Source organism: Corynebacterium sp. 11A (assembly GCF_008930935.1).
In the GTDB taxonomy this organism is placed as follows: Bacteria; Actinomycetota; Actinomycetes; order Mycobacteriales; family Mycobacteriaceae; genus Corynebacterium; species Corynebacterium megadyptis.
Genome location: NZ_PQMR01000006.1, coordinates 80,545 through 98,754, shown reverse-complemented (window position 1 = coordinate 98,754; position 18,210 = coordinate 80,545). Strand labels below are relative to the sequence as shown.

At 60.8% G+C, this 18,210-nt stretch carries 12 protein-coding genes; 7 read left to right on the top strand and 5 right to left on the bottom strand.

Translation table 11 applies throughout. The features are described from left to right. Positions 1–173: 173 nt before the first annotated feature. Complete coding sequence (gene ileS, locus GBB18_RS06265; protein WP_151641100.1) at positions 174–3,359, top strand: isoleucine--tRNA ligase; 3,186 nt, start codon at positions 174–176, stop codon at positions 3,357–3,359. A gap of 54 nt (positions 3,360–3,413) precedes the next feature. Here the strand turns inward: ileS and GBB18_RS06260 are convergent, their stop codons facing one another. Beyond that, positions 3,414–4,847, bottom strand: coding sequence for an HNH endonuclease signature motif containing protein (locus GBB18_RS06260; RefSeq protein ID WP_151641099.1), 1,434 nt, complete (start codon positions 4,845–4,847; stop codon positions 3,414–3,416). 268 nt (positions 4,848–5,115) lie between these two features. Between GBB18_RS06260 and GBB18_RS06255 the strand changes: the two genes are divergently transcribed. Beyond that, positions 5,116–6,516: a DNA polymerase IV gene (locus tag GBB18_RS06255; protein ID WP_151641098.1), complete on the top strand. Its 1,401-nt coding sequence runs from the start codon at positions 5,116–5,118 to the stop codon at positions 6,514–6,516. On the opposite strand, the gene GBB18_RS06250 is transcribed toward GBB18_RS06255, so the two are convergent. Beyond that, a complete protein-coding gene (locus tag GBB18_RS06250) occupies positions 6,517–7,485 on the bottom strand; it encodes an asparaginase (protein ID WP_151549166.1) in 969 nt (322 codons plus the stop codon). It abuts the gene before it with no gap. A gap of 383 nt (positions 7,486–7,868) precedes the next feature. Between GBB18_RS06250 and GBB18_RS06245 the strand changes: the two genes are divergently transcribed. Beyond that, the gene (locus tag GBB18_RS06245; protein WP_151641097.1) at positions 7,869–8,525 is read left to right on the top strand and encodes a hypothetical protein; all 657 of its coding nucleotides are present in this window, start codon (positions 7,869–7,871) and stop codon (positions 8,523–8,525) included. A 78-nt stretch (positions 8,526–8,603) separates the two neighbouring features. Here the strand turns inward: GBB18_RS06245 and GBB18_RS06240 are convergent, their stop codons facing one another. Beyond that, on the bottom strand, positions 8,604–10,253 hold the full coding sequence (locus tag GBB18_RS06240) for an ABC-F family ATP-binding cassette domain-containing protein (RefSeq protein WP_151549164.1): 1,650 nt from the start codon (positions 10,251–10,253) through the stop codon (positions 8,604–8,606). Positions 10,254–10,372: 119 nt separating this feature from the next. Next, positions 10,373–11,344 carry a hypothetical protein gene (locus GBB18_RS06235; RefSeq protein WP_151641096.1) on the bottom strand — a complete coding sequence of 324 codons (972 nt, stop codon included), beginning with the start codon at positions 11,342–11,344 and terminating at the stop codon, positions 10,373–10,375. A 138-nt stretch (positions 11,345–11,482) separates the two neighbouring features. On the opposite strand from GBB18_RS06235, the gene lspA reads away from it, so the two are divergent. The 3 genes from lspA to GBB18_RS06220 are packed head-to-tail and all read left to right on the top strand — an operon-like array spanning position 11,483 to position 13,566. Continuing rightward, positions 11,483–11,974, top strand: a complete 492-nt coding sequence (gene lspA, locus GBB18_RS06230; RefSeq protein WP_151641095.1) for a signal peptidase II — start codon at positions 11,483–11,485, stop codon at positions 11,972–11,974. Then, positions 11,971–12,903: an RluA family pseudouridine synthase gene (locus GBB18_RS06225; RefSeq protein ID WP_151641094.1), complete on the top strand. Its 933-nt coding sequence runs from the start codon at positions 11,971–11,973 to the stop codon at positions 12,901–12,903. The genes lspA and GBB18_RS06225 overlap by 4 nt, the downstream gene beginning before the upstream one ends. A 24-nt stretch (positions 12,904–12,927) precedes the next feature. Continuing rightward, the gene (locus GBB18_RS06220; protein ID WP_151641093.1) at positions 12,928–13,566 is read left to right on the top strand and encodes a hypothetical protein; all 639 of its coding nucleotides are present in this window, start codon (positions 12,928–12,930) and stop codon (positions 13,564–13,566) included. Positions 13,567–13,579: 13 nt separating this feature from the next. Here the strand turns inward: GBB18_RS06220 and rarD are convergent, their stop codons facing one another. Beyond that, a complete protein-coding gene (rarD, locus tag GBB18_RS06215; RefSeq protein ID WP_151549159.1) occupies positions 13,580–14,458 on the bottom strand; it encodes an EamA family transporter RarD in 879 nt (292 codons plus the stop codon). A gap of 138 nt (positions 14,459–14,596) precedes the next feature. Between rarD and dnaE the strand changes: the two genes are divergently transcribed. Continuing rightward, a complete protein-coding gene (dnaE, locus tag GBB18_RS06210; RefSeq protein WP_151641092.1) occupies positions 14,597–18,142 on the top strand; it encodes a DNA polymerase III subunit alpha in 3,546 nt (1,181 codons plus the stop codon). Positions 18,143–18,210 lie beyond the last annotated feature (68 nt).

The window sequence follows — 18,210 nt, the reverse complement described above, 5'->3', positions numbered from 1 at the left end:
CGAGGGTCGATAATCCTTACACAAGACAAACGAAGAGGCGTGCGCCCTCCTGGGGTGCACGCAAATAGGGTGGTACCGCGGGTACCCAGGGCAGAGATGCTCAGGGAAACTCGTCCCTAGGCGAATAACACCACACGCATAACTGCCCGGAATTGTCTTTGTAAGGAGCCCACATGACCACAGGCGACAGCTCATCGAAGAGCAACGTAGGCGGAGTCTATCCCCGCGTAGACATGAGCGGCGGAAGCAGCCGATTCCCCGACATGGAAAAGAACGTTCTCGACTACTGGAAGAACGATCGCACCTTCCACGCCTCCGTTGAACAACGCGAAGGCGCCAAAGAATTCGTTTTCTACGACGGGCCTCCCTTCGCCAACGGCCTGCCGCATTACGGCCACCTCCTGACCGGCTATGTCAAAGACATCGTGCCCCGCTTCCAAACGATGAAGGGCAAGAAAGTCGATCGCGTCTTCGGCTGGGACTGCCACGGCCTGCCCGCCGAGCTCGAAGCAGAAAAGCAGCTCGGAATCACCGACAAAGGTGAGATCGAAGACATGGGTTTGGCGAAATTTAACGAATACTGTGGCACCTCCGTGCTGCAGTACACCGAAGAGTGGAAAGAATACGTCACCCGCCAGGCCCGCTGGGTGGACTTTGATAACGGCTACAAGACGATGGATCTGAACTACATGGAATCCATCATGTGGGCGTTTAAAACTCTCTACGAGAAGGGCCTGATCTACCAAGGCTTCCGCGTGCTGCCCTACTCGTGGGCCGAGCACACCCCGCTGTCTAACCAGGAAACCCGCCTCGACGACAGCTACAAAATGCGCCAAGACCCCACCCTGACGGTGACCTTCCCCATCACCGCAGCCCACGGCGACGCCAACCCCGAGCTCGTGGGCACCCAGGCACTTGCATGGACCACCACCCCGTGGACTCTGCCGTCCAACCTGGCGCTCGCTGTACACCCCGACGTCACCTACCTACGGGTGCGCGTCGGCGACGACGGACTGGAAGAATTCCGCGGCGCGGACTTCCTGATCGCCGAAAACCTGCTGGGGCAGTACACCAAGGAGCTCGGCGAGAATCACGAGATCGTCTCTACCCACCCCGGAAACGAACTCGTTGGCCTGAGCTACGAGCCGATCTTCCCGCACTTCAAGGACCACCCCAACGCTTTCCAGATCCTCGGCGCCGACTATGTGACCACCGAGGACGGTACCGGCATCGTTCACCAGGCCCCCGCCTTCGGTGAAGACGACATGAACACCTGCTCGGCCAATGGCATCGACGTGGTCATCCCCGTGGACATGGACGGTAAGTTCACCAACGCTGTGCCCGAATACGAGGGACAACTGGTCTTCGATGCGAACAAGCACATCATCAAGGACCTCAAGGCCGCCAAGCGCGTCCTCCGCCACCAGACCATCGAGCACTCCTACCCGCACTCCTGGCGCTCTGGAGAGCCTCTGATCTACATGGCGCTGCCCTCCTGGTTCATCGAGGTCACCAAAATCCGCGACCGGATGGTGGAACTCAACCACGATCAGATCCGCTGGGTTCCCGAGCACATTCGCGACGGCCAATTCGGCAAATGGCTGGAAGGCGCACGCGACTGGAACATCTCCCGCAACCGCTACTGGGGATCGCCCATCCCAGTGTGGGTCTCCGACAACGACGAGTACCCGCGCGTTGATGTCTATGGCTCCCTCGACGAGCTTGAACGCGACTTTGGTACGCGACCTACGTCGCTGCACCGCCCCTACATCGACGAACTGACCCGGCCCAACCCAGACGATCCGACCGGGCAATCCACCATGCGGCGCGTACCAGAAGTCCTTGACTGCTGGTTCGAGTCCGGCTCCATGCCGTTCGCACAAAAGCACTACCCCTTCGAGAACAAAGAGTGGTTCGACACCCACAACCCGGCCGACTTCATCGTCGAGTACTCGGGCCAGTCGCGTGGCTGGTTCTACACCATGCACGTCATCGCTACTGCGCTGTGGGACAAGGCCGGCTACTCAAACGTGGTGGCCCACGGCATCGTGTTGGGTAGTGACGGGCTGAAGATGTCCAAGTCCAAGGGCAATTACCCCAACGTGAACGAGGTATTCGACCGGGACGGCTCCGACGCCATGCGCTGGTTCCTCATGTCCTCACCCATTCTGCGCGGCGGTAACCTCATCGTGACCGAGCAAGGAATCCGCGAGGGTGTGCGCCAGGCACTGCTTCCGATGTGGAACGCCTACAGCTTCCTGCAGCTGTACAGCTCCACCTCGGCGCGCTTCGACACCAGCTCGTCGAACGTGCTGGACCGCTATATCTTGGCTAAGACCGGTGATCTCGTCGAGGCAGTAGACAAGGCGCTCGATGATCTGGATATTGCTACCGCTTGTGATGAGGTGCGTTGGTTCTGTGATGCTTTGACCAACTGGTATGTGCGTCGCTCTCGTGACCGTTTCTGGGCGGGCGATCAGGAATTCCCGGAGGCATTCAACACTCTCTATACCGTGCTTGAGACTCTCACGCGCGTGGCCGCCCCGCTGCTGCCGATGGCTACTGAGGTGATTTACCGCGGTTTAACCGGTGAGCGTTCGGTGCACCTGACTGACTTCCCGGATGCGTCGCAGTTCCCGCGCGATGAGAAGCTTGTTCAGGCAATGGACGAGGTGCGCATGGTGGTATCGGCTACCTCCTCGGTGCGTAAGTCGCACAAGCTGCGTAACCGCCTGCCTTTGCCGAAACTCACCGTGGCTGTGCCGCACGCGGAGCGCCTTGAGCCTTTCGCGGACATCATTCGTGATGAGGTGAACGTGAAGGAGGTTGAGCTCACTGACGATGTGGATGCCGTTGGTCGATTCGAGGTCGTGGTGAACGCACGTGTCGCTGGTCCGCGCTTGGGCAAGGATGTGCAAAAAGCAATCAAGGCGGTCAAGGCTGGCAACTACTCTCGTTCCGGCGACACCGTGGTTGCCGATGGCGTCGAGTTGCAGCCGGGCGAGTTCACCGAGAAGCTAGTTGCGGACAACCCCGAGTCCACCAACCAGATTGCCGGTATGGAGGGGCTCGTGGTGCTCGACATGACCCTCACCGAGGATTTGGAGGCCGAGGGCTGGGCCAACGATGTAATCCGCGGTATTCAGGATGCTCGTAAGGCCGCCGAGTTTGAGGTGTCCGATCGAATCACTGCCGTGTTGTCGGTTCCGGAAGACAAGCTGGAGTGGGCGACTAAGCACAAGGACACCATTGCTGGTGAGGTTCTGTGTACGGATCTGTCCATCACTGATGATGCTCTCGAGGATGGCCATCCTGTTCTCGACGGCGTGTATGTCTCCGTGAAGAAGAACGAGGCATAGTAGCCGCGTCACCAAGCCCCGCTTCGGCGGGGTTTGTTGCGTTTGTGGGGCTGGTTAGCTGGCATAGCGCCATTCCGTGGTCTCCTCTGTGCGCAGGGGTTGGGGCCATGGTTGCTGCCGGATACGTGCCCCCGCTGAGCGCTGAGCGTCGGGGGAGTCGTTGAAGGTGATGGTGGGGGTGGGGTGCGTGGCTGTAGCGGGGTAGGTCACGCCCACACGGCCCGTGCGGGGATCCCGTACCGCGTGGGTTTTGTGTGGGTTGCTGCGCGAGCCGTCGTTATCGCTGTGGTGTTCGGGACAGAGCAGGGTGAGATTCGGGAGCTCGGTTTGTCCTCCGTCTTTCCACGCGAGCAGGTGGTGGACCTGGCAGCGGCTCGCTGGTTCGTTACAGTCTGGGTGCGAGCACACCAATTCGGAGGCGAGCAGCGCTATGCGGTCGCGGAAGCTGGCGAGACGTTCCACCTTGCGGACAGACAGTGCTTGGCCTGTCTCTGGGTCGTGGACGCACACGAAGCCATATTTCTGCTCGGCTACCTTGAGGACGTCTGGTGGGCTTAGGCTCACGCCAGTGTCAGTGGGGAAGCTGACGTTGGCGGCTTGGTAGTCCTCGATGTCGAAGTCTTTTGCGGAGATGGAGATGGCGAAGACGCCCTTGTTTTGGTGTGAACCGATGGCTGAGTCGAAGGCGTCGGCCATGACCTGGTTGAGGCTGCGGGCATCGTCCTTGTCGCGGGTGGTGCGCAGATGCTTGTCCATGTGGGAACGCAACTTGGCGCAGGTGCGTGGCGGCAGATAGCCGTGAATACGCTGCCCGCCGTGTTTATCGGGCTTGGATACGGTGACGAAACGGTTGCGTTCGGCGTGCTCTTTGTCGGGTTCGAGCGTGTCGTTGAGCGAGGCTACCTTCTCGCGGAGGAAGGAGCGGGTGGCATTGAAGCTATGGCTGGCGGCGTAGTCGATGGCCTCAGCACGCAAGGTTTCGGTTTGTAGGGAGTTGTGTGCCATGAGATTGAGTAGCTGCTTATCAATGAGGGTGCGTTTTTCTGCGCCAATGTGCTGGGTGAGCAGTTTCTGGCGGGAGATGGCGCGCAAATCGGTGGCAAGACCCACATCTGCCTTTACTTCGGCGTCGAGAGCGGGATCGGTTTCGGCCGCTTCGACGCGGGCATCTTTCACGGGACTGTATAGCCGGCTCGCCTCGCCTATAGCAGCTGTAATTTTTCTTCCTGACCAGCCCAGATGCTCACGCAGTACGCGGCGTGGCTTATTGATCCCAGCGACGTGGGTGAGGTTTTCTTTGCCCGCGAGATGGCAGAGCAGAATGTCTAAATGCGCTTGTACAGCCTTGTGTTTTTCTAGCTCTACGAGCGCCGGCAAACTCTCGGCGAGGCTCAGGGTTCCACCCTGGTCGAAGTCAAAAAGTTCGACGAGCTCCTCATAAGCGTCGCCGATGACGCGAATGAGCTGGTGACAGCGTTGTACAGACATGATGGTGTTCTCCTAGAGGCGGTAGTTCTTGGGGTGTAGCCGAAGACTAGCGACCCCAAGCGATCTCGGCTTGGCAGAACGCCTGATATGCGGTGCGCCTGTGGAATACTCAGCTTTGGTCTGGGGTTATGCACAACTGGGGCGTACCGCTTCACCCAAAACGACGGTGTGGAACTAGACTGCGATGTTTGGTCAGGCTCCTGTGTGGGTACATCGGCAGGAGACGTCGTCGATAAGCGCATGAGAAAGATCTGGAAAACTCGAAGGTATGAGACGTTGGGTGCTGCACATCGACATGGATGCGTTTTATGCATCCTGTGAGCAGCTAACGCGGCCCACGCTGCGCGGCCGGCCCGTGCTCGTAGGCGGGGTGCACGGGCGCGGTGTGGTGGCCGGGGCGTCCTATGAAGCGCGCACGTTTGGTGCGCACTCGGCCATGCCGATGTTTCAAGCAAAGGCCATGGTGGGCTTCGGGGCAGTGGTCGTGCAGCCGCGTCGGGCCGTGTACAAGGCAGCATCGGCGCGCGTATTCGAGATCGTGGCACGGCGGGCCGGCGTTATTGAACAGCTCTCCATCGATGAAGCTTTTCTCGAACCCCACGAGATACAAGGCGAGGAACCTCACGTTGTGAAAGCCTGGGCCGAACAGCTGCGCGAAGAAATTCGCGAAGAAACAGGCCTGCCCGCCTCGATCGGGGCCGGGAGCGGTAAACAATTCGCGAAAATCGGCTCAGGTGAGGCGAAACCGGATGGCGTCTTCGTGGTTGCCCAGGAAGAGGAATCAGCCATGTTTCATCCCTTGGACGTGGGCAAACTCTGGGGGATCGGTCCTGTCTCAGCATCCAAGCTGCGGGCGCTCGGGGTGGAAACGATCGGTGACTTCGCGGCACTCAGCGAAGAAGAAGTGGTGATAAGCCTCGGCCGAAAAACCGGCCTCGAATTGTGGAATCTTGCGCGCGGACACGATCACCGTTTAGTCAAACCGCGCGCGATTGCGAAACAAATCTCTCAAGAGCACACGTATCCGCTGGATCTTGTCACAGTCAATGATGTGGACGCTGCAGTGAAGCGCGCCGCGAGCGGAGCACATCGACGGCTACTCCAGGATGGCCGCGGCGCCCGTACGGTCACAGTGAAATTGCGTATGGCGGATTTTCACATCGAGTCCCGCTCACACACGCTGAACTATGCCACCGATGATTTCGACACTTTGCACGCGGTGGCCAAGAAAATGGTGCGCTACCCAGATGAACTCGGGCCGATCAGGCTCGTGGGAGTGTCGTTTTCCGGCTTGGAGGCTGCACGCCAAAACGTCATGTTTCCAGAGCTTGATCAGCGGGTCCCGCCGCCCGCGAAGTTTGACGATACTGAGGTGGGCGTTCGGGATAGTTCTTCAGAGCCCGCTCATGACGGCGAAGAATCCCCAGAATCAGAGCCGGACAGCCCCACCTGGACCGCCACCCAGGACGTGGTACACCCCGAGTACGGTCACGGCTGGGTACAGGGCTCTGGACACGGAATCGTGTCGGTGCGTTTTGAAACTCGCACGACAACGCGTGGGCTTACGCGAAGTTTCGCCGTAGATGACCCGGATCTTCAGCCTGCCGATCCACTGGCCTCCCTGGAGTGGGAGGAGTGGTTGGCCGAGTATGAAGAAGACATGGATTAACTAGAACAGCGTCGCGGGGTGAACGCCGGTGGCAATAGCAATGGCAAGCAGAATGCGTGCCTGAGCTGCGCGGAAGTACTGGGATCCCAGGGCTCCCTTTTGGAGCAGGGTGGCGCCGCCGCCGGCACCGCCATAGGAGCCGTGCACGTCGCCGCGGGGGACGCGGGTGGTGATTACCACGGGTGTGCCGGCGTCGAGGGCTTCGCCGACGGCGATGGCGAGCTCTCGGCCGACGTTGCCCGCCCCCATGGCTTCAATGACGAGTCCGTCGGCTCCGTGCTCGAGGGCGGCGTCGACAAGCGTGCGTGGCGCGCCGGGATATGCGGCGATGATATCGACGGAGACATCAGCCAGGGACGCGAGGGGCACAGGTTCGGCACGGGTGGGTTCTTCGGGGGCGTTGGTGGCGAAGGCAAGGTTGTCGCTGGTGTGCCATTTGGTGGCGCCGCGTGCGGGGATGACGGCGTGGCCGAACACGATAATGACGCCGATGCCGCGGGCGCTGGAGTCCATGGCGATCACGACGGACTCGAAGAGGTTGCCGATCCCATCGGAGTCGGGGTGGTCGAAGCTGCGTTGGGCGCCGGTGAAGACCACGGGGCGGGGATCATCGTGGAAGGTGTCGACAGCAATGGCGGTTTCTTCCATGGAGTCGGTGCCGTGGGTGACGACGACGCCGGTTACCGTGGGGTCGTCGAGGGCGTCGTGGACGGCGGCGATGATGGCGTCAATATCGGCGAGTGTCATCGCGGACGAATCGAGGCGGTCTAGTTCCCGCACCTCAAGCGCTAGCTGTGTGTCTTCGAAGCGTTGGGCGACCGGTTCCAGCAGCTCGGCTCCGCTCACTGTGGGCAAGAGCACTCCGTCGCGATCGGTTGTGCAGGCGATCGTTCCGCCCGTGGTAATCACAACAATCTTGGCAGCTGGGGTAGTGGCGTGCTCCGCAGTGGTATCGGTCTCGTTAGTCATGCATATAGCGTGCCACACCGCCGCCGCGCCGCGGGCGGAAACGCCTCGATAGCCCGCTGCCGCGCTACTCCGAACAGCGACCGTGGCTCCTATCGCACGCCCGCACCCGCCATTCGGCGCTTATCGACGCCGTCCAGGATGTGGCCATTCACGTTGGCCCGTGTAGAATCCAAGTACTAGATTTTCCGCCCGAGACCTGCATGAAGCGGCTCTAAGCTGCCGCTGAGAAGGGACTGAGATGGCTGTGTCATCTCGTGATCTACGGTCACTGATGGTGCCCGTAATCGTGGTTCCTACCCGTGTGGACGCGCCAGCGCCACGCCGAGTGGCGCTGGGTGGACAATCACAAAACTGACCTACACAGTCAAGGACTGAGGAGAGTAGTGAAACTTTACAAGGCACGTGCACTCGCACTAGTCACCACCGCATCGCTGGTGCTGGCAGGGTGCGGCTCTGAGGACAGCGATTCCAAGGAGACTGAGACCAGCTCCAGCACCAGCTCCTCGACCGCCGCTGTCGAACTTCCCACCTTGGAACAGCTCAACGGCGTTCTGGCCCGGGCAACCGATCCGAACCTGCCCATCGAGGAGCGCGTGCTCACCGTGCAAAACGGTGACCAGGCCCCCGAGCTGTTCGACGTCATGACCCGCTCTAAGCAAGAGTCCGGCGCCAACTTCCAAGTGGTGGACCCGATCCTGCCCGGCTGGACCCCAGATAGCGTGATGGCCACCATCCACTTCACCCTCCCGGATCGCGAGCCGCAGATCGCTGAGGGCGTGGAGTTCGTCAACGAAGACGGCCACTGGAAGGTATCCCAAGACTGGGCCTGCACCGTGGTCAACAGCACCGTCGCCCCGGAGGAAGTTCCCGCATTCTGCAAGGAGCTCCCCGCCCCAGCACCGGTGCCCGAGGACAATGCCCCTGAGGGCAAAGCACCCGCCCCTGAAGGCGAGGTTCCTCCCGCACCCGAGGGCGAGGTTCCTCCCGCACCCGAGGGCGAGGTTCCTCCCGCACCGGAAGGCGCCCCTGCTCCGCAATAAGCTGACACGGCGAGTTCATCGCCGCACAGCACATGGCCCATCTCCCCGCGTCGGGAGGATGGGCCATTATTGTGCGCTCTATTCGGGATGCGGTGCGGGAATATCGATCACGCGATGCTGCCACCGCCGCTTGATCCACCGATCGTGGGTGGCCAGCAGCAGCACCCCCTCATAGCCGTCCAGCGCCTCCTCGAGCTCCTCGGCCAAGGTGAGGGAAATATGGTTGGTGGGCTCATCCAACAGCAAAATATCCGGTGGATCCGCCAACACGATCGCCAACGCTACCCGGCGGCGCTGCCCCAAAGACAGTTTTTCAATCGGGCGCCTGGCGGCTTCCTCACTGAGCAAACCCAGCTCGGTGAGGGAAGCGGCGCCCTTGGGTGCGTGATCGGCGTAGATGTCATTGGCGCTGCGGAATGGATCGTCCCAGTCGGTGTCCTGCTGCATCCAGCCAACGCGGAGATCATCGCCGATGATCAGATTGGGGTTCTCGTCATCGGTGGTATTCGCGATTGCTTCCAGCAGCGACGATTTTCCGGCGCCGTTCGGGCCGGTGATGAGAACGTGATCTCCGTGGCGAATCTTTGCCGATAATGCGTGGTCCATGCGGCCAGCAATGGTGAAATTACGAAAAATGAGTGCGTAGTCCGACCCAGTGGTGGTGAGAAAGTGCTCCGGCAAACCAGCAAATTCGAGCCGCTTCGGCGGCGCGGGGATCTCCCGCCGCTCGAGAGCGTCGAGGCGATTGCGGGCGGTGCGTATGCGCTGCCCGTGCACTTTGGCTGCCTTGTCGGCGTAGAACTTGGCTGATGAGCGAGTTTCTGTTTTGGCTTCTTGGCGGGAAAAGAGATCGGTTTCGCTTACTTGCACCCCGGCTTCGAGGCGGGAGCGTTCTGCTTCCTGGATTCGGTAGTCGTGCTCCCAGCGGGCGCGAAGTTCTTTGCGATAGGCGAGGTATTCGGAGAAACTTCCGCCAAACACCACGCCTTGTGCGAGATTTTCACCTTCGCCGCCCTCCGGCCCGAGGGAATGATCGAGATCGACGATGTGGGTGGCGACTTTGTCCAATACCCAGCGGTCGTGGCTGGCCATTAGCACGGGCCCGTCGAAGGACCGGAGTTCGTCGATGAGGAAGTCGCAGGCGAGATCGTCGAGGTGGTTGGTGGGCTCGTCCAAGATGAGCGCGTCGACGGGCCGGAGCAGCAGTGCGGCGAGGGCGAGGCGGCGGCGTTGCCCGCCGGAGACGGAGCCTATGGGGGCGTCGAGATCAACTTTGGCCAGCCCCAAGCCGGCGAGGACTTCTGCGATACGGGCGTCGAGGGTCCAGACCTGGTGGCGTTCGGCGGCGGCAAGCAGAGTGTCGAAGCGTTGCGCGAGTTCGGCCGAGTCGGGGTGGGTGGCGAGTTCTTCGGAGACGCTGATGATGTCGCGCTCGATGGCTTTAAGCTCGCCGATCGCGTCGGAGATGATAGAGCGTAGGGGAGCGGTGGGCGGCCACGATACTTCTTGGGTGAGGTAGCCAGTTTTGGTGGGGGTGATGATTGCTCCCACATCGGGTTCGAGGCTGCCGCTGATCAACTGCATGAGCGTTGATTTTCCGGCACCGTTTTCGCCGATCAGTCCGGCCACCGCGCCGGCGCCGACGGCGAAGGACACATCGGTGAGGACGCGGTGTGCCCCATAGGAAAAGCTGACACCGTCGACGGCAATATGGATGTGTTTAGACATGGGCTGCTCCTCATCGGCGGGTGATGGTGTCTACCCCACAGCGCGCAGGCGCGTTGAGACGTCGCCGGCGCGCGGGCTGGGCGCGCGGCGACTGCTGTAGTGGGGTGACACCCAGTGTTCTATGGGGAAGAATACTCCACTGCGCTGGTGAGATCTTGAATCACAGCCTGCTGGTCCTCGCGTGCCGCATCGGCGGCGTAGACCAGTCGGGTGGTCACTGCCATGCGGCCGGTGTTTTGGATACTGCTGTCGAGGTCCACGGTGAGTTCGCCTGTGGAGGTTGATTCCGTGGAGACGACCGCCAGTTCTGGATGATCCTCGCCGGCGCTGAGCGCCCCGAGGGTGGAGCGGCGTTGAATCTCGGCGCTGAGTGTGGCGGTGGCTCCCTCGTGGGAGTTGAGGGTGTAGGTGATGGTTTGGAGCATGGAGTTTTCCCCGGGCACCCGGCTGTCCACGGTCCACTGGGCGCCGTCGCCGAGGGGCTCCTCGGGGAACACCACGGAGAGCGACAGCCAGGTAAAGACCGCGGATTCCACCATGGAGCGGGCCTCGTCGGAAGCTTCCTTCGGGGCGGCGAGACGCACCGAGTTCGCTACTCCACGATCGCTGCGGTCGACCGCGATCCGGAATCCTTCGGCGCTAGCGAGGGTGTCGTTGAGGGACAGATCCGTCGAGGTCGGGGCGCCTAGTGCGAGTTCGAGCCGGCTGCTATCGCCGTCGATGCGGCCGATGAGCGGCAGGGTGAGGCTGGTGACATCACCGCCGGCGGGGGCCTGTGGTGTCACCTCGCTGAGGGCTGCGATCTGTTGGCTAAAACCGTCGTAGGCCACCACCGATAGTTCTTCTTCTGGGCTGTCCGCAGTCGCGGTGTAGCGAAGTTCGGTGGCAGAATCCTGCGCCCCAGCATCGATGACGGTGACTTTGGGGGAGTCCAGCTGCAACTCCACCGCGTTATCGCTGTCAACGGCAGCGGTGGTGGGGGAGGACTCCTCAGCGGAGCATCCTGCTAAACCCACGGCGCCAACTGCGCACAGGGCGATGACGCTGCGGGATAAACGACGAGGGCGGTGGCTGCGGCACGGGGGTGTCATAACCGATGATTCTAGTGAGACTGCATGGGCTGGTTAGTGCGGGGGCCAGTGTGCAGCGGTGTGGCGGTAGGCGTCGATAAGCGCGGCGGAAGGCGCGGCAGTTCTGTTCTGCGCGGGGAGTAAGGCAATATTGATGGCGTGGAAACAAAGAAGAGGAGCGCATTGAGAGTGCTGGTCCCAGTCATCGTTGTGATCGCGGTGCTGGACCAAGTGATTAAGCAAGCCATTCTGCTGGCCATCGACCCCCTCAATCCTGTGTCAGTCATCGGTGAGTGGGCGCGTATTGTGCTGGTGTTTAATTCCGGTGCGGCATTTTCTATGGGAGAAGATCACACTTGGGTGTTCACCACGGTGCAGTTGGTGTTTGTTCTTGGCGCGCTCTACTTCGGTCGCACAATGGTGCACCGCCCCCAGATCATCGGAGTCGCTCTTATCGCGGGCGGGGCCCTCGGAAATCTCATCGATCGGCTCTTTCGCGCCCCGGGGTTTTTCGTCGGCCATGTCGTGGACTACATCTCTATCGGCAGCTTCGCTGTATTCAACTTGGCGGATTCTGCGATCACCATTGGGGTCGTCGTAGTGATAATTTCGCTGTTTTTTGAACCCGAGCCAACGAAGGAGAAAGCATGAGTTCTGAGCAGTTTCGCCGCATGCTGGTCCCCGATGGTTTGGCGGGAATGCGCGTAGACCAAGGCCTATCCAAGGTATTGGGGATTTCTCGTTCAGCGGCCGCGGATATTGTTGCGAAGGGAGATGCGCTTATCGACGGTCAACCGGTGCGAAAATCCGATCGGCTCGCTATCGACGCGCTGCTCGAGGTCACCCTGCCCGGGCCCAACCAGGATCTCATCCCCAAAGAGGAGCTGATCGAGGGCATGGAGGTGTTGTATTCCGACGAGCACGTCATTGCCATCAATAAGCCCGTCGGCGTGGCCGCGCATCCCACGATCGGCTGGGAGGGGCCCACCGTGGTCGGCGGGCTGAAGGCCGCGGGCTTTAGCATCGCCACCTCGGGGCCACCGGAGCGCCAGGGCATCGTGCAGCGGCTCGATGTGGGAACCTCGGGAGTGATGGTGGTGGCCGTATCCGAGCTCGCCTACTCGGTGCTCAAGCGCGCCTTCAGGGAGCGCACGGTGACCAAGACGTATCACGCTCTCATCCAGGGCCACCCCGATCCGCTCGAGGGCACGATCGATGCCCCCATTGGCCGCCACCCCTCCGCGGGATGGCGCTTCGCGGTGACGCGCGACGGCAAGCCGAGTGTCACCCACTACGAGACTCTTGAGGCCTTCGCCGAGGCATCCTTGCTCGATATTCACTTAGAGACGGGGCGCACACACCAGATTCGCGTGCACTTTTCCAGCCTGCACCATCCCTGTGTGGGCGATCCCATGTACGGTTCGGATCCGGCGCTCGCGGAGCGTCTCGGCCTCAACCGTCAGTGGCTGCATGCGGTGTCATTGACTTTTGATCACCCTGCCACGGGGAAAAAGATGACGATTACGAGCGACTACCCAGAGGATCTTGCGCGAGCGCTCGATACTCTTCGGGAAAGTTAGCCGATACACCACGATGGGTACGCAATGTCTGATGTGAACCACTCCTCGATGCTGCGGTATGTCCTCATTGCTGTGGGCGTGGCGCTATTGACCATTGCCGTGGTCTTCACGGCCGGCCGGGTCTACACCGGCGAGCGCCCTCCGAGCTCGAATGGAGACATGCTGGGGCGGGAGACAGGCGAATCTATCGATCACTATGCCGAGCGCGCCGCGGCGACGGTATCGGGGCTCGACAGTACAGAGCCCGCCTTCGCGTTGGTGACATTCGACGCACCCGTGTCGGTGACCCGGGCGGCGCGCATCGCCGATGAGTTGGATGTGCCTCGGGTCTCGGCGGTGGTGCTCAACATGTCCTCGCCGGTGGTGGTGCCGGAGCCTTCGGCCGCCGCAGATAGGCGTGAGGTATTTGCCACGGCGCTGCGGCACGATCTGGCCGCCCAGTTTTTGCTTGACGACGCCGAGTCCACGCCAATCGAAGGACTGGTGATTTGGGCTCCCACCCGCACCATCAAGACACTCAGTTTGAATGAGGACGTCGCCTATCTGGAGGCGCTGCCTAATGACGCCGCGTGGGGGCGTTTCGGGATCATGCCGGTCCACCGCGCCGATTTCGAAACAGCGCAGCAGGCGCCGGTCACGATACAGCAGACTCCGGCACTCTAAAGCCGGCCGGGCGCTAGGAGTTCTGGCGTCGGTTCTGGGAGCGGCGGTGTACTCCGTGCGCCGCGATATCGACGATGAAGATCGTGACTGAGATCCAGATAATGATGAAACCGATCCAGCGCACCTGATCGAGGTGTTCGTGGGTGACAAAGAGCGCCCAGAGCATCTGAATGGTGGGGGTGATGTATTGCAGCATGCCCACCGTGGAGAGCGGGATGCGCTGTGCCGCCATGCCGAAAAGCAAAAGCGGCAGCGCCGTGACCGCGCCGGAAGACGCGAGCAGCCCCATGTGCCCGATCCCAGTGGAGAGGAATGTGCCCTCACCGCTGGCCTCAAGCCAGAGGAGATAGAGCAGGGCGAAGGGCAGCAGCACGATAGTTTCGGCCGCGAGCGAGGCGCTTGGGCGTAGCGGCACCCGTTTTTTGAGCAGACCGTAGATTGCGAAACTAAACGCCAGGGTGAGACCGATGAGTGGTGGGGTGGAGCTAAAGAGCAGCAGTAGCGCGACCGCGATGCTGGCAATTACCACCGAGACCGTCTGTAGCGGGCGCAGTTTTTCGCGTAAAAACACCAATCCGAGCACCACGGCCACGAGGGGATTGATGAAGTATCCCAGTGCGGCCTCGGCGACATGGTCGGTGGTCACCGCAATAACGTAGACGAGCCAGTTGATCGCGATCACCACCGCGGCGGCGGCCACAGTCATCCAGGTGCGGCTGCTGGCACGCCAGAGCTCTTTCCACGCCCCTGTGATATTGATAACGATTACCATCACTACGGCGGTCCACACGATGCGGTGCGCCAGGATTTCGAAGGGGCTCGCGGGGTCGAGCAGAGGAAAATAGGCGGGAAAAAGTCCCCACAGCAAATAAGCAAGAACGCCGTAGACCATGGTAGATACCTTAGGCCCTCGGCCTGGGGCGGGTTTCATTGCTGTGGGGGCAGCGTCGATAAGCGCGCAGTGGGGAAGAAGGGCCGCGCCACGAGGGGCTTCGAGGCGGCAGCGGAAAGCAGTTAGAATCGTGACACTATGGGCTCATCCTTCGTTCATCTGCATAATCACACAGAGTTTTCCATGCTGGACGGCATGGCCAAGATCGACCTGCTCGCTGAGGAAGTCAAGCGTCAGGGCATGCCGGCCGTGGGCATGACCGATCACGGCAACATGTACGGCTCTGATGCGTTTTATCGCAAGATGACCGATATGGGCATCAAGCCGATCATCGGCGTGGAAGCCTATTTGGCCCCGGAATCGCGCTTTAATAAACAGCGCATCCGGTGGGGCGAGCCGCACCAAAAATCGGATGACGTCTCTGCCTCGGGCGCGTATTTGCACCAAACGATGATCGCGGAAAACGCCACCGGGTTGAAGAATCTCTTCTACCTCTCCTCGATGGCCTCCTATGAGGGCCAATTGGGTAAGTGGCCGCGCATGGACGCCGATCTGATCGCCGAGCGCGCCGAGGGCATTATCGCCACCACCGGCTGCCCCTCCGGAGACGTGCAAACCCGTTTGCGTCTCGGGCAGTTCGATCAAGCCCTCGAGGCGGCCGCCATGTGGCAAGACATTTATGGCAAAGACAATTTCTTCCTCGAGCTCATGGACCACGGGCTCGATATCGAAAAGCGGGTCCGACGGGAACTGCTCGAAATCGGGCAGAAGCTACAGCTGCCGCCGCTGGTGACCAATGACTGCCACTATGTGCTCGAATCCCAGGCGAAGGCCCACGAGGCGATGCTGTGCGTGCAGACCGGCAAGACCCTGCACGATGAAGATCGCTTCAAATTCGGCGGCACCGGCTACTACATCAAAAGCGCCGATCAGATGCGCGATACCTGGGACACTCTGGTGCCCAAGGCCTGCGATAATACGCTGTGGATCGCGGAGCGCGTGGAAGATTACAGCGAAATCTGGGAGCCGCATCCGCACGATCGCATGCCGATCGCCGATGTGCCGGAGGGCGAAACTCCGACGTCGTGGCTGCAGCACGAGGTGCTTGAGGGCCTGCGTAACCGTTTCCCCGATGGAGAGGTGCCGCAGGACTATATCGACCGCGCCCAATACGAGGTCGAAGTGATCGACATGAAGGGCTATCCCTCCTACTTCCTCATCGTGGCGGAGCTGATCAAGCACGCCCGCTCTGTCGGTATCCGCGTGGGGCCGGGCCGTGGTTCGGCCGCAGGCTCCTTGGTGGCCTATGCGCTGACGATCACCAATATTGACCCGATCGAGCACGATCTGCTGTTCGAGCGCTTCCTCAACCCAGAGCGTCCCTCCGCACCCGATATCGATATCGACTTCGACGATCGCCGCCGCGGCGAAATGGTGCGCTATGCCGCCGATCGCTGGGGTGAGGACAAAGTGGCGCAGGTGATTACCTTCGGCACGGTGAAAACCAAGCAGGCGCTGAAGGACTCGGCGCGCGTGCAGTTTGGCCAGCCCGGTTATCAGATCGCGGACCGCATCACGAAGGCCCTGCCGCCGGCCATCATGGCAAAGGACATCCCCTTGGCCGGTATCACCGACCCTGAGCACGAGCGCTACGAGGAAGCCGGGGAGGTGCGCTCACTCATTGAGTCCGATCCGGATGTGAAGCAGATCTATGAGACCGCCCGCGGCCTCGAGGGCGTGGTGCGACAAGCGGGCGTACACGCCTGTGCGGTGATCATGGCCTCGGTGCCGTTGATGGACCACATTCCGATGTGGAAGCGTTCCGACGGCGCCATCATCACTGGCTGGGATTATCCTGCCTGCGAAGCTATCGGTTTGCTGAAAATGGACTTTCTGGGGCTGCGCAACCTCACCGTCATCGGTGACGCCCTAGAAAACATCAAGGAAAACCGCGGCGAAGAGCTGGATTTGGAAAAGCTCAGCACCGAGGACGAGCCGACCTATGAGCTGCTCTCCCGCGGCGATACTCTCGGCGTGTTCCAGCTGGACTCCTCCGGTATGCGCGAGCTACTCAAGCGCATGAAACCAACAAACTTCGACGATATCGTGGCGGCGCTCGCGCTCTATCGCCCAGGACCAATGGGTGTGGGCGCGCACTTGGCCTACGCGGATCGTAAGAATGGGCGCAAACCCATCGAGCCGATCCACCCCGAGCTGGACGAGCCGCTGAAGGAAATTCTCGCAGACACCTATGGTCTGATCGTCTACCAAGAGCAGATCATGCGTATCTCGCAGAAGGTGGCCAATTACTCGGCAGGCCAAGCGGATAGTTTCCGTAAAGCCATGGGTAAGAAGAAGCCCGAGGTGCTGGCGAAGGAGTTCATCACCTTCGAGAAGGGAATGAAGGAAAACGGCTATTCCTCGGAGGCCATCAAGGCGCTGTGGGATACCATCGAGCCCTTCGCCTCCTATGCGTTCAATAAGTCGCACGCCGCGGGCTATGGCCTCGTTTCGTTTTGGACGGGCTATCTCAAGGCGAACTACACCTCTGAGTACATGGCGGCGCTGCTCACCTCGGTCTCGGATAACAAGGACAAGTCGGCCGTGTACCTGGCCGATTGCCGCCACCTTGGTATTCACGTGTTCCCGCCGGATGTGAACGATTCCAAGCTGACCTTCCAATCGGTGGACAAGGACATTCGCTTCGGCCTGGGTGCGGTGCGCAATGTGGGCGAGGAAGTGGTGGATTCCATCATTGCCGCGCGTGAAGAAAAGGGAAGTTTCACCTCCTTTTCCGATTATTTGGACAAAATCGACACCGTGGCGTGCACCAAGCGCGTGACCGAGTCGCTGATCAAGGCGGGCGCTTTCGACTCCTTGGGCCATCCCCGTAAAGGCCTGATGCTGATTCACGAAGAAGCAGTCGATGGTGTCTCCTCCACCAAGAAGGCGGTGGCCAAGGGCCAGTTCGATCTCTTCGCCAGCCTGGGCGATGGCGCCGAGGACACCACGATCTTCGAGATCGATGTGCCGGACCAGAATTGGGATAAAAAGCAGCAGCTCGCCCTCGAAAGGGAAATGCTCGGCCTGTATGTCTCCGGCCACCCGCTGGACGGTTTCGAGGACGCGCTGGCGCTGCAAACCGATACGGCATTTACCGACATCTTGGAGCGCAATGTGCGCCATGGACAAGAGGTGACCATCGGCGGCATTATCTCCAAGGTGGACCGTCGCTTCTCGAAGCGCGATGGCTCGCCCTGGGTGATTATCACGATCGAGGATCACATTGGCGCCCAGCTCGAGGTGCTGGTGTTTAACAAGGTCTACGCCTTGGTGAGCGGCATGATCGCCGAGGACAGCATCGTGTTGGTGAAGGCGCACATTTCCGAAAAGGATGAGCGCCAATCGATCTTCTGCGATGACATGAAACAGCCCGATCTTGCGGGAAGTGGCAATGGTATTCCGTTGCGGCTGCGCATGCGCGCCGATCAGTGCACGATTGCAAATATTTCCCGTTTGAAGGGTGTGCTGCAGGCTAATAAGGGCGAATCCGATGTGTATCTCACGCTCGAGTGCGGCGAGGAAACCACGATGATGGTGCTCGGCGATCACTTGCGCGTGAACCGTACTCCCAGCTTGATGGGTGATCTCAAGGCAGAGATGGGGCCCGGTATTTTGGCCTAGCGCCCCTCTGCCGCTTATCGACGCCATCCTCCGGCTGTCATCGCGCTCGCGTCTGCGATGGTCCTAGA

Excerpts from the sequence above, each read along its gene's own strand:
- ileS (WP_151641100.1), top strand. The coding sequence starts at position 174 with ATGACCACAGGCGACAGCTCATCGAAGAGCAACGTAGGCGGAGTCTAT.
- GBB18_RS06260 (WP_151641099.1), bottom strand. The coding sequence starts at position 4,847 with ATGTCTGTACAACGCTGTCACCAGCTCATTCGCGTCATCGGCGACGCT.
- GBB18_RS06255 (WP_151641098.1), top strand. The coding sequence starts at position 5,116 with ATGAGACGTTGGGTGCTGCACATCGACATGGATGCGTTTTATGCATCC.
- GBB18_RS06250 (WP_151549166.1), bottom strand. The coding sequence starts at position 7,485 with ATGACTAACGAGACCGATACCACTGCGGAGCACGCCACTACCCCAGCT.
- GBB18_RS06240 (WP_151549164.1), bottom strand. The coding sequence starts at position 10,253 with ATGTCTAAACACATCCATATTGCCGTCGACGGTGTCAGCTTTTCCTAT.
- GBB18_RS06235 (WP_151641096.1), bottom strand. The coding sequence starts at position 11,344 with ATGACACCCCCGTGCCGCAGCCACCGCCCTCGTCGTTTATCCCGCAGC.
- GBB18_RS06225 (WP_151641094.1), top strand. The coding sequence starts at position 11,971 with ATGAGTTCTGAGCAGTTTCGCCGCATGCTGGTCCCCGATGGTTTGGCG.
- GBB18_RS06220 (WP_151641093.1), top strand. The coding sequence starts at position 12,928 with ATGTCTGATGTGAACCACTCCTCGATGCTGCGGTATGTCCTCATTGCT.
- rarD (WP_151549159.1), bottom strand. The coding sequence starts at position 14,458 with ATGGTCTACGGCGTTCTTGCTTATTTGCTGTGGGGACTTTTTCCCGCC.
- dnaE (WP_151641092.1), top strand. The coding sequence starts at position 14,597 with ATGGGCTCATCCTTCGTTCATCTGCATAATCACACAGAGTTTTCCATG.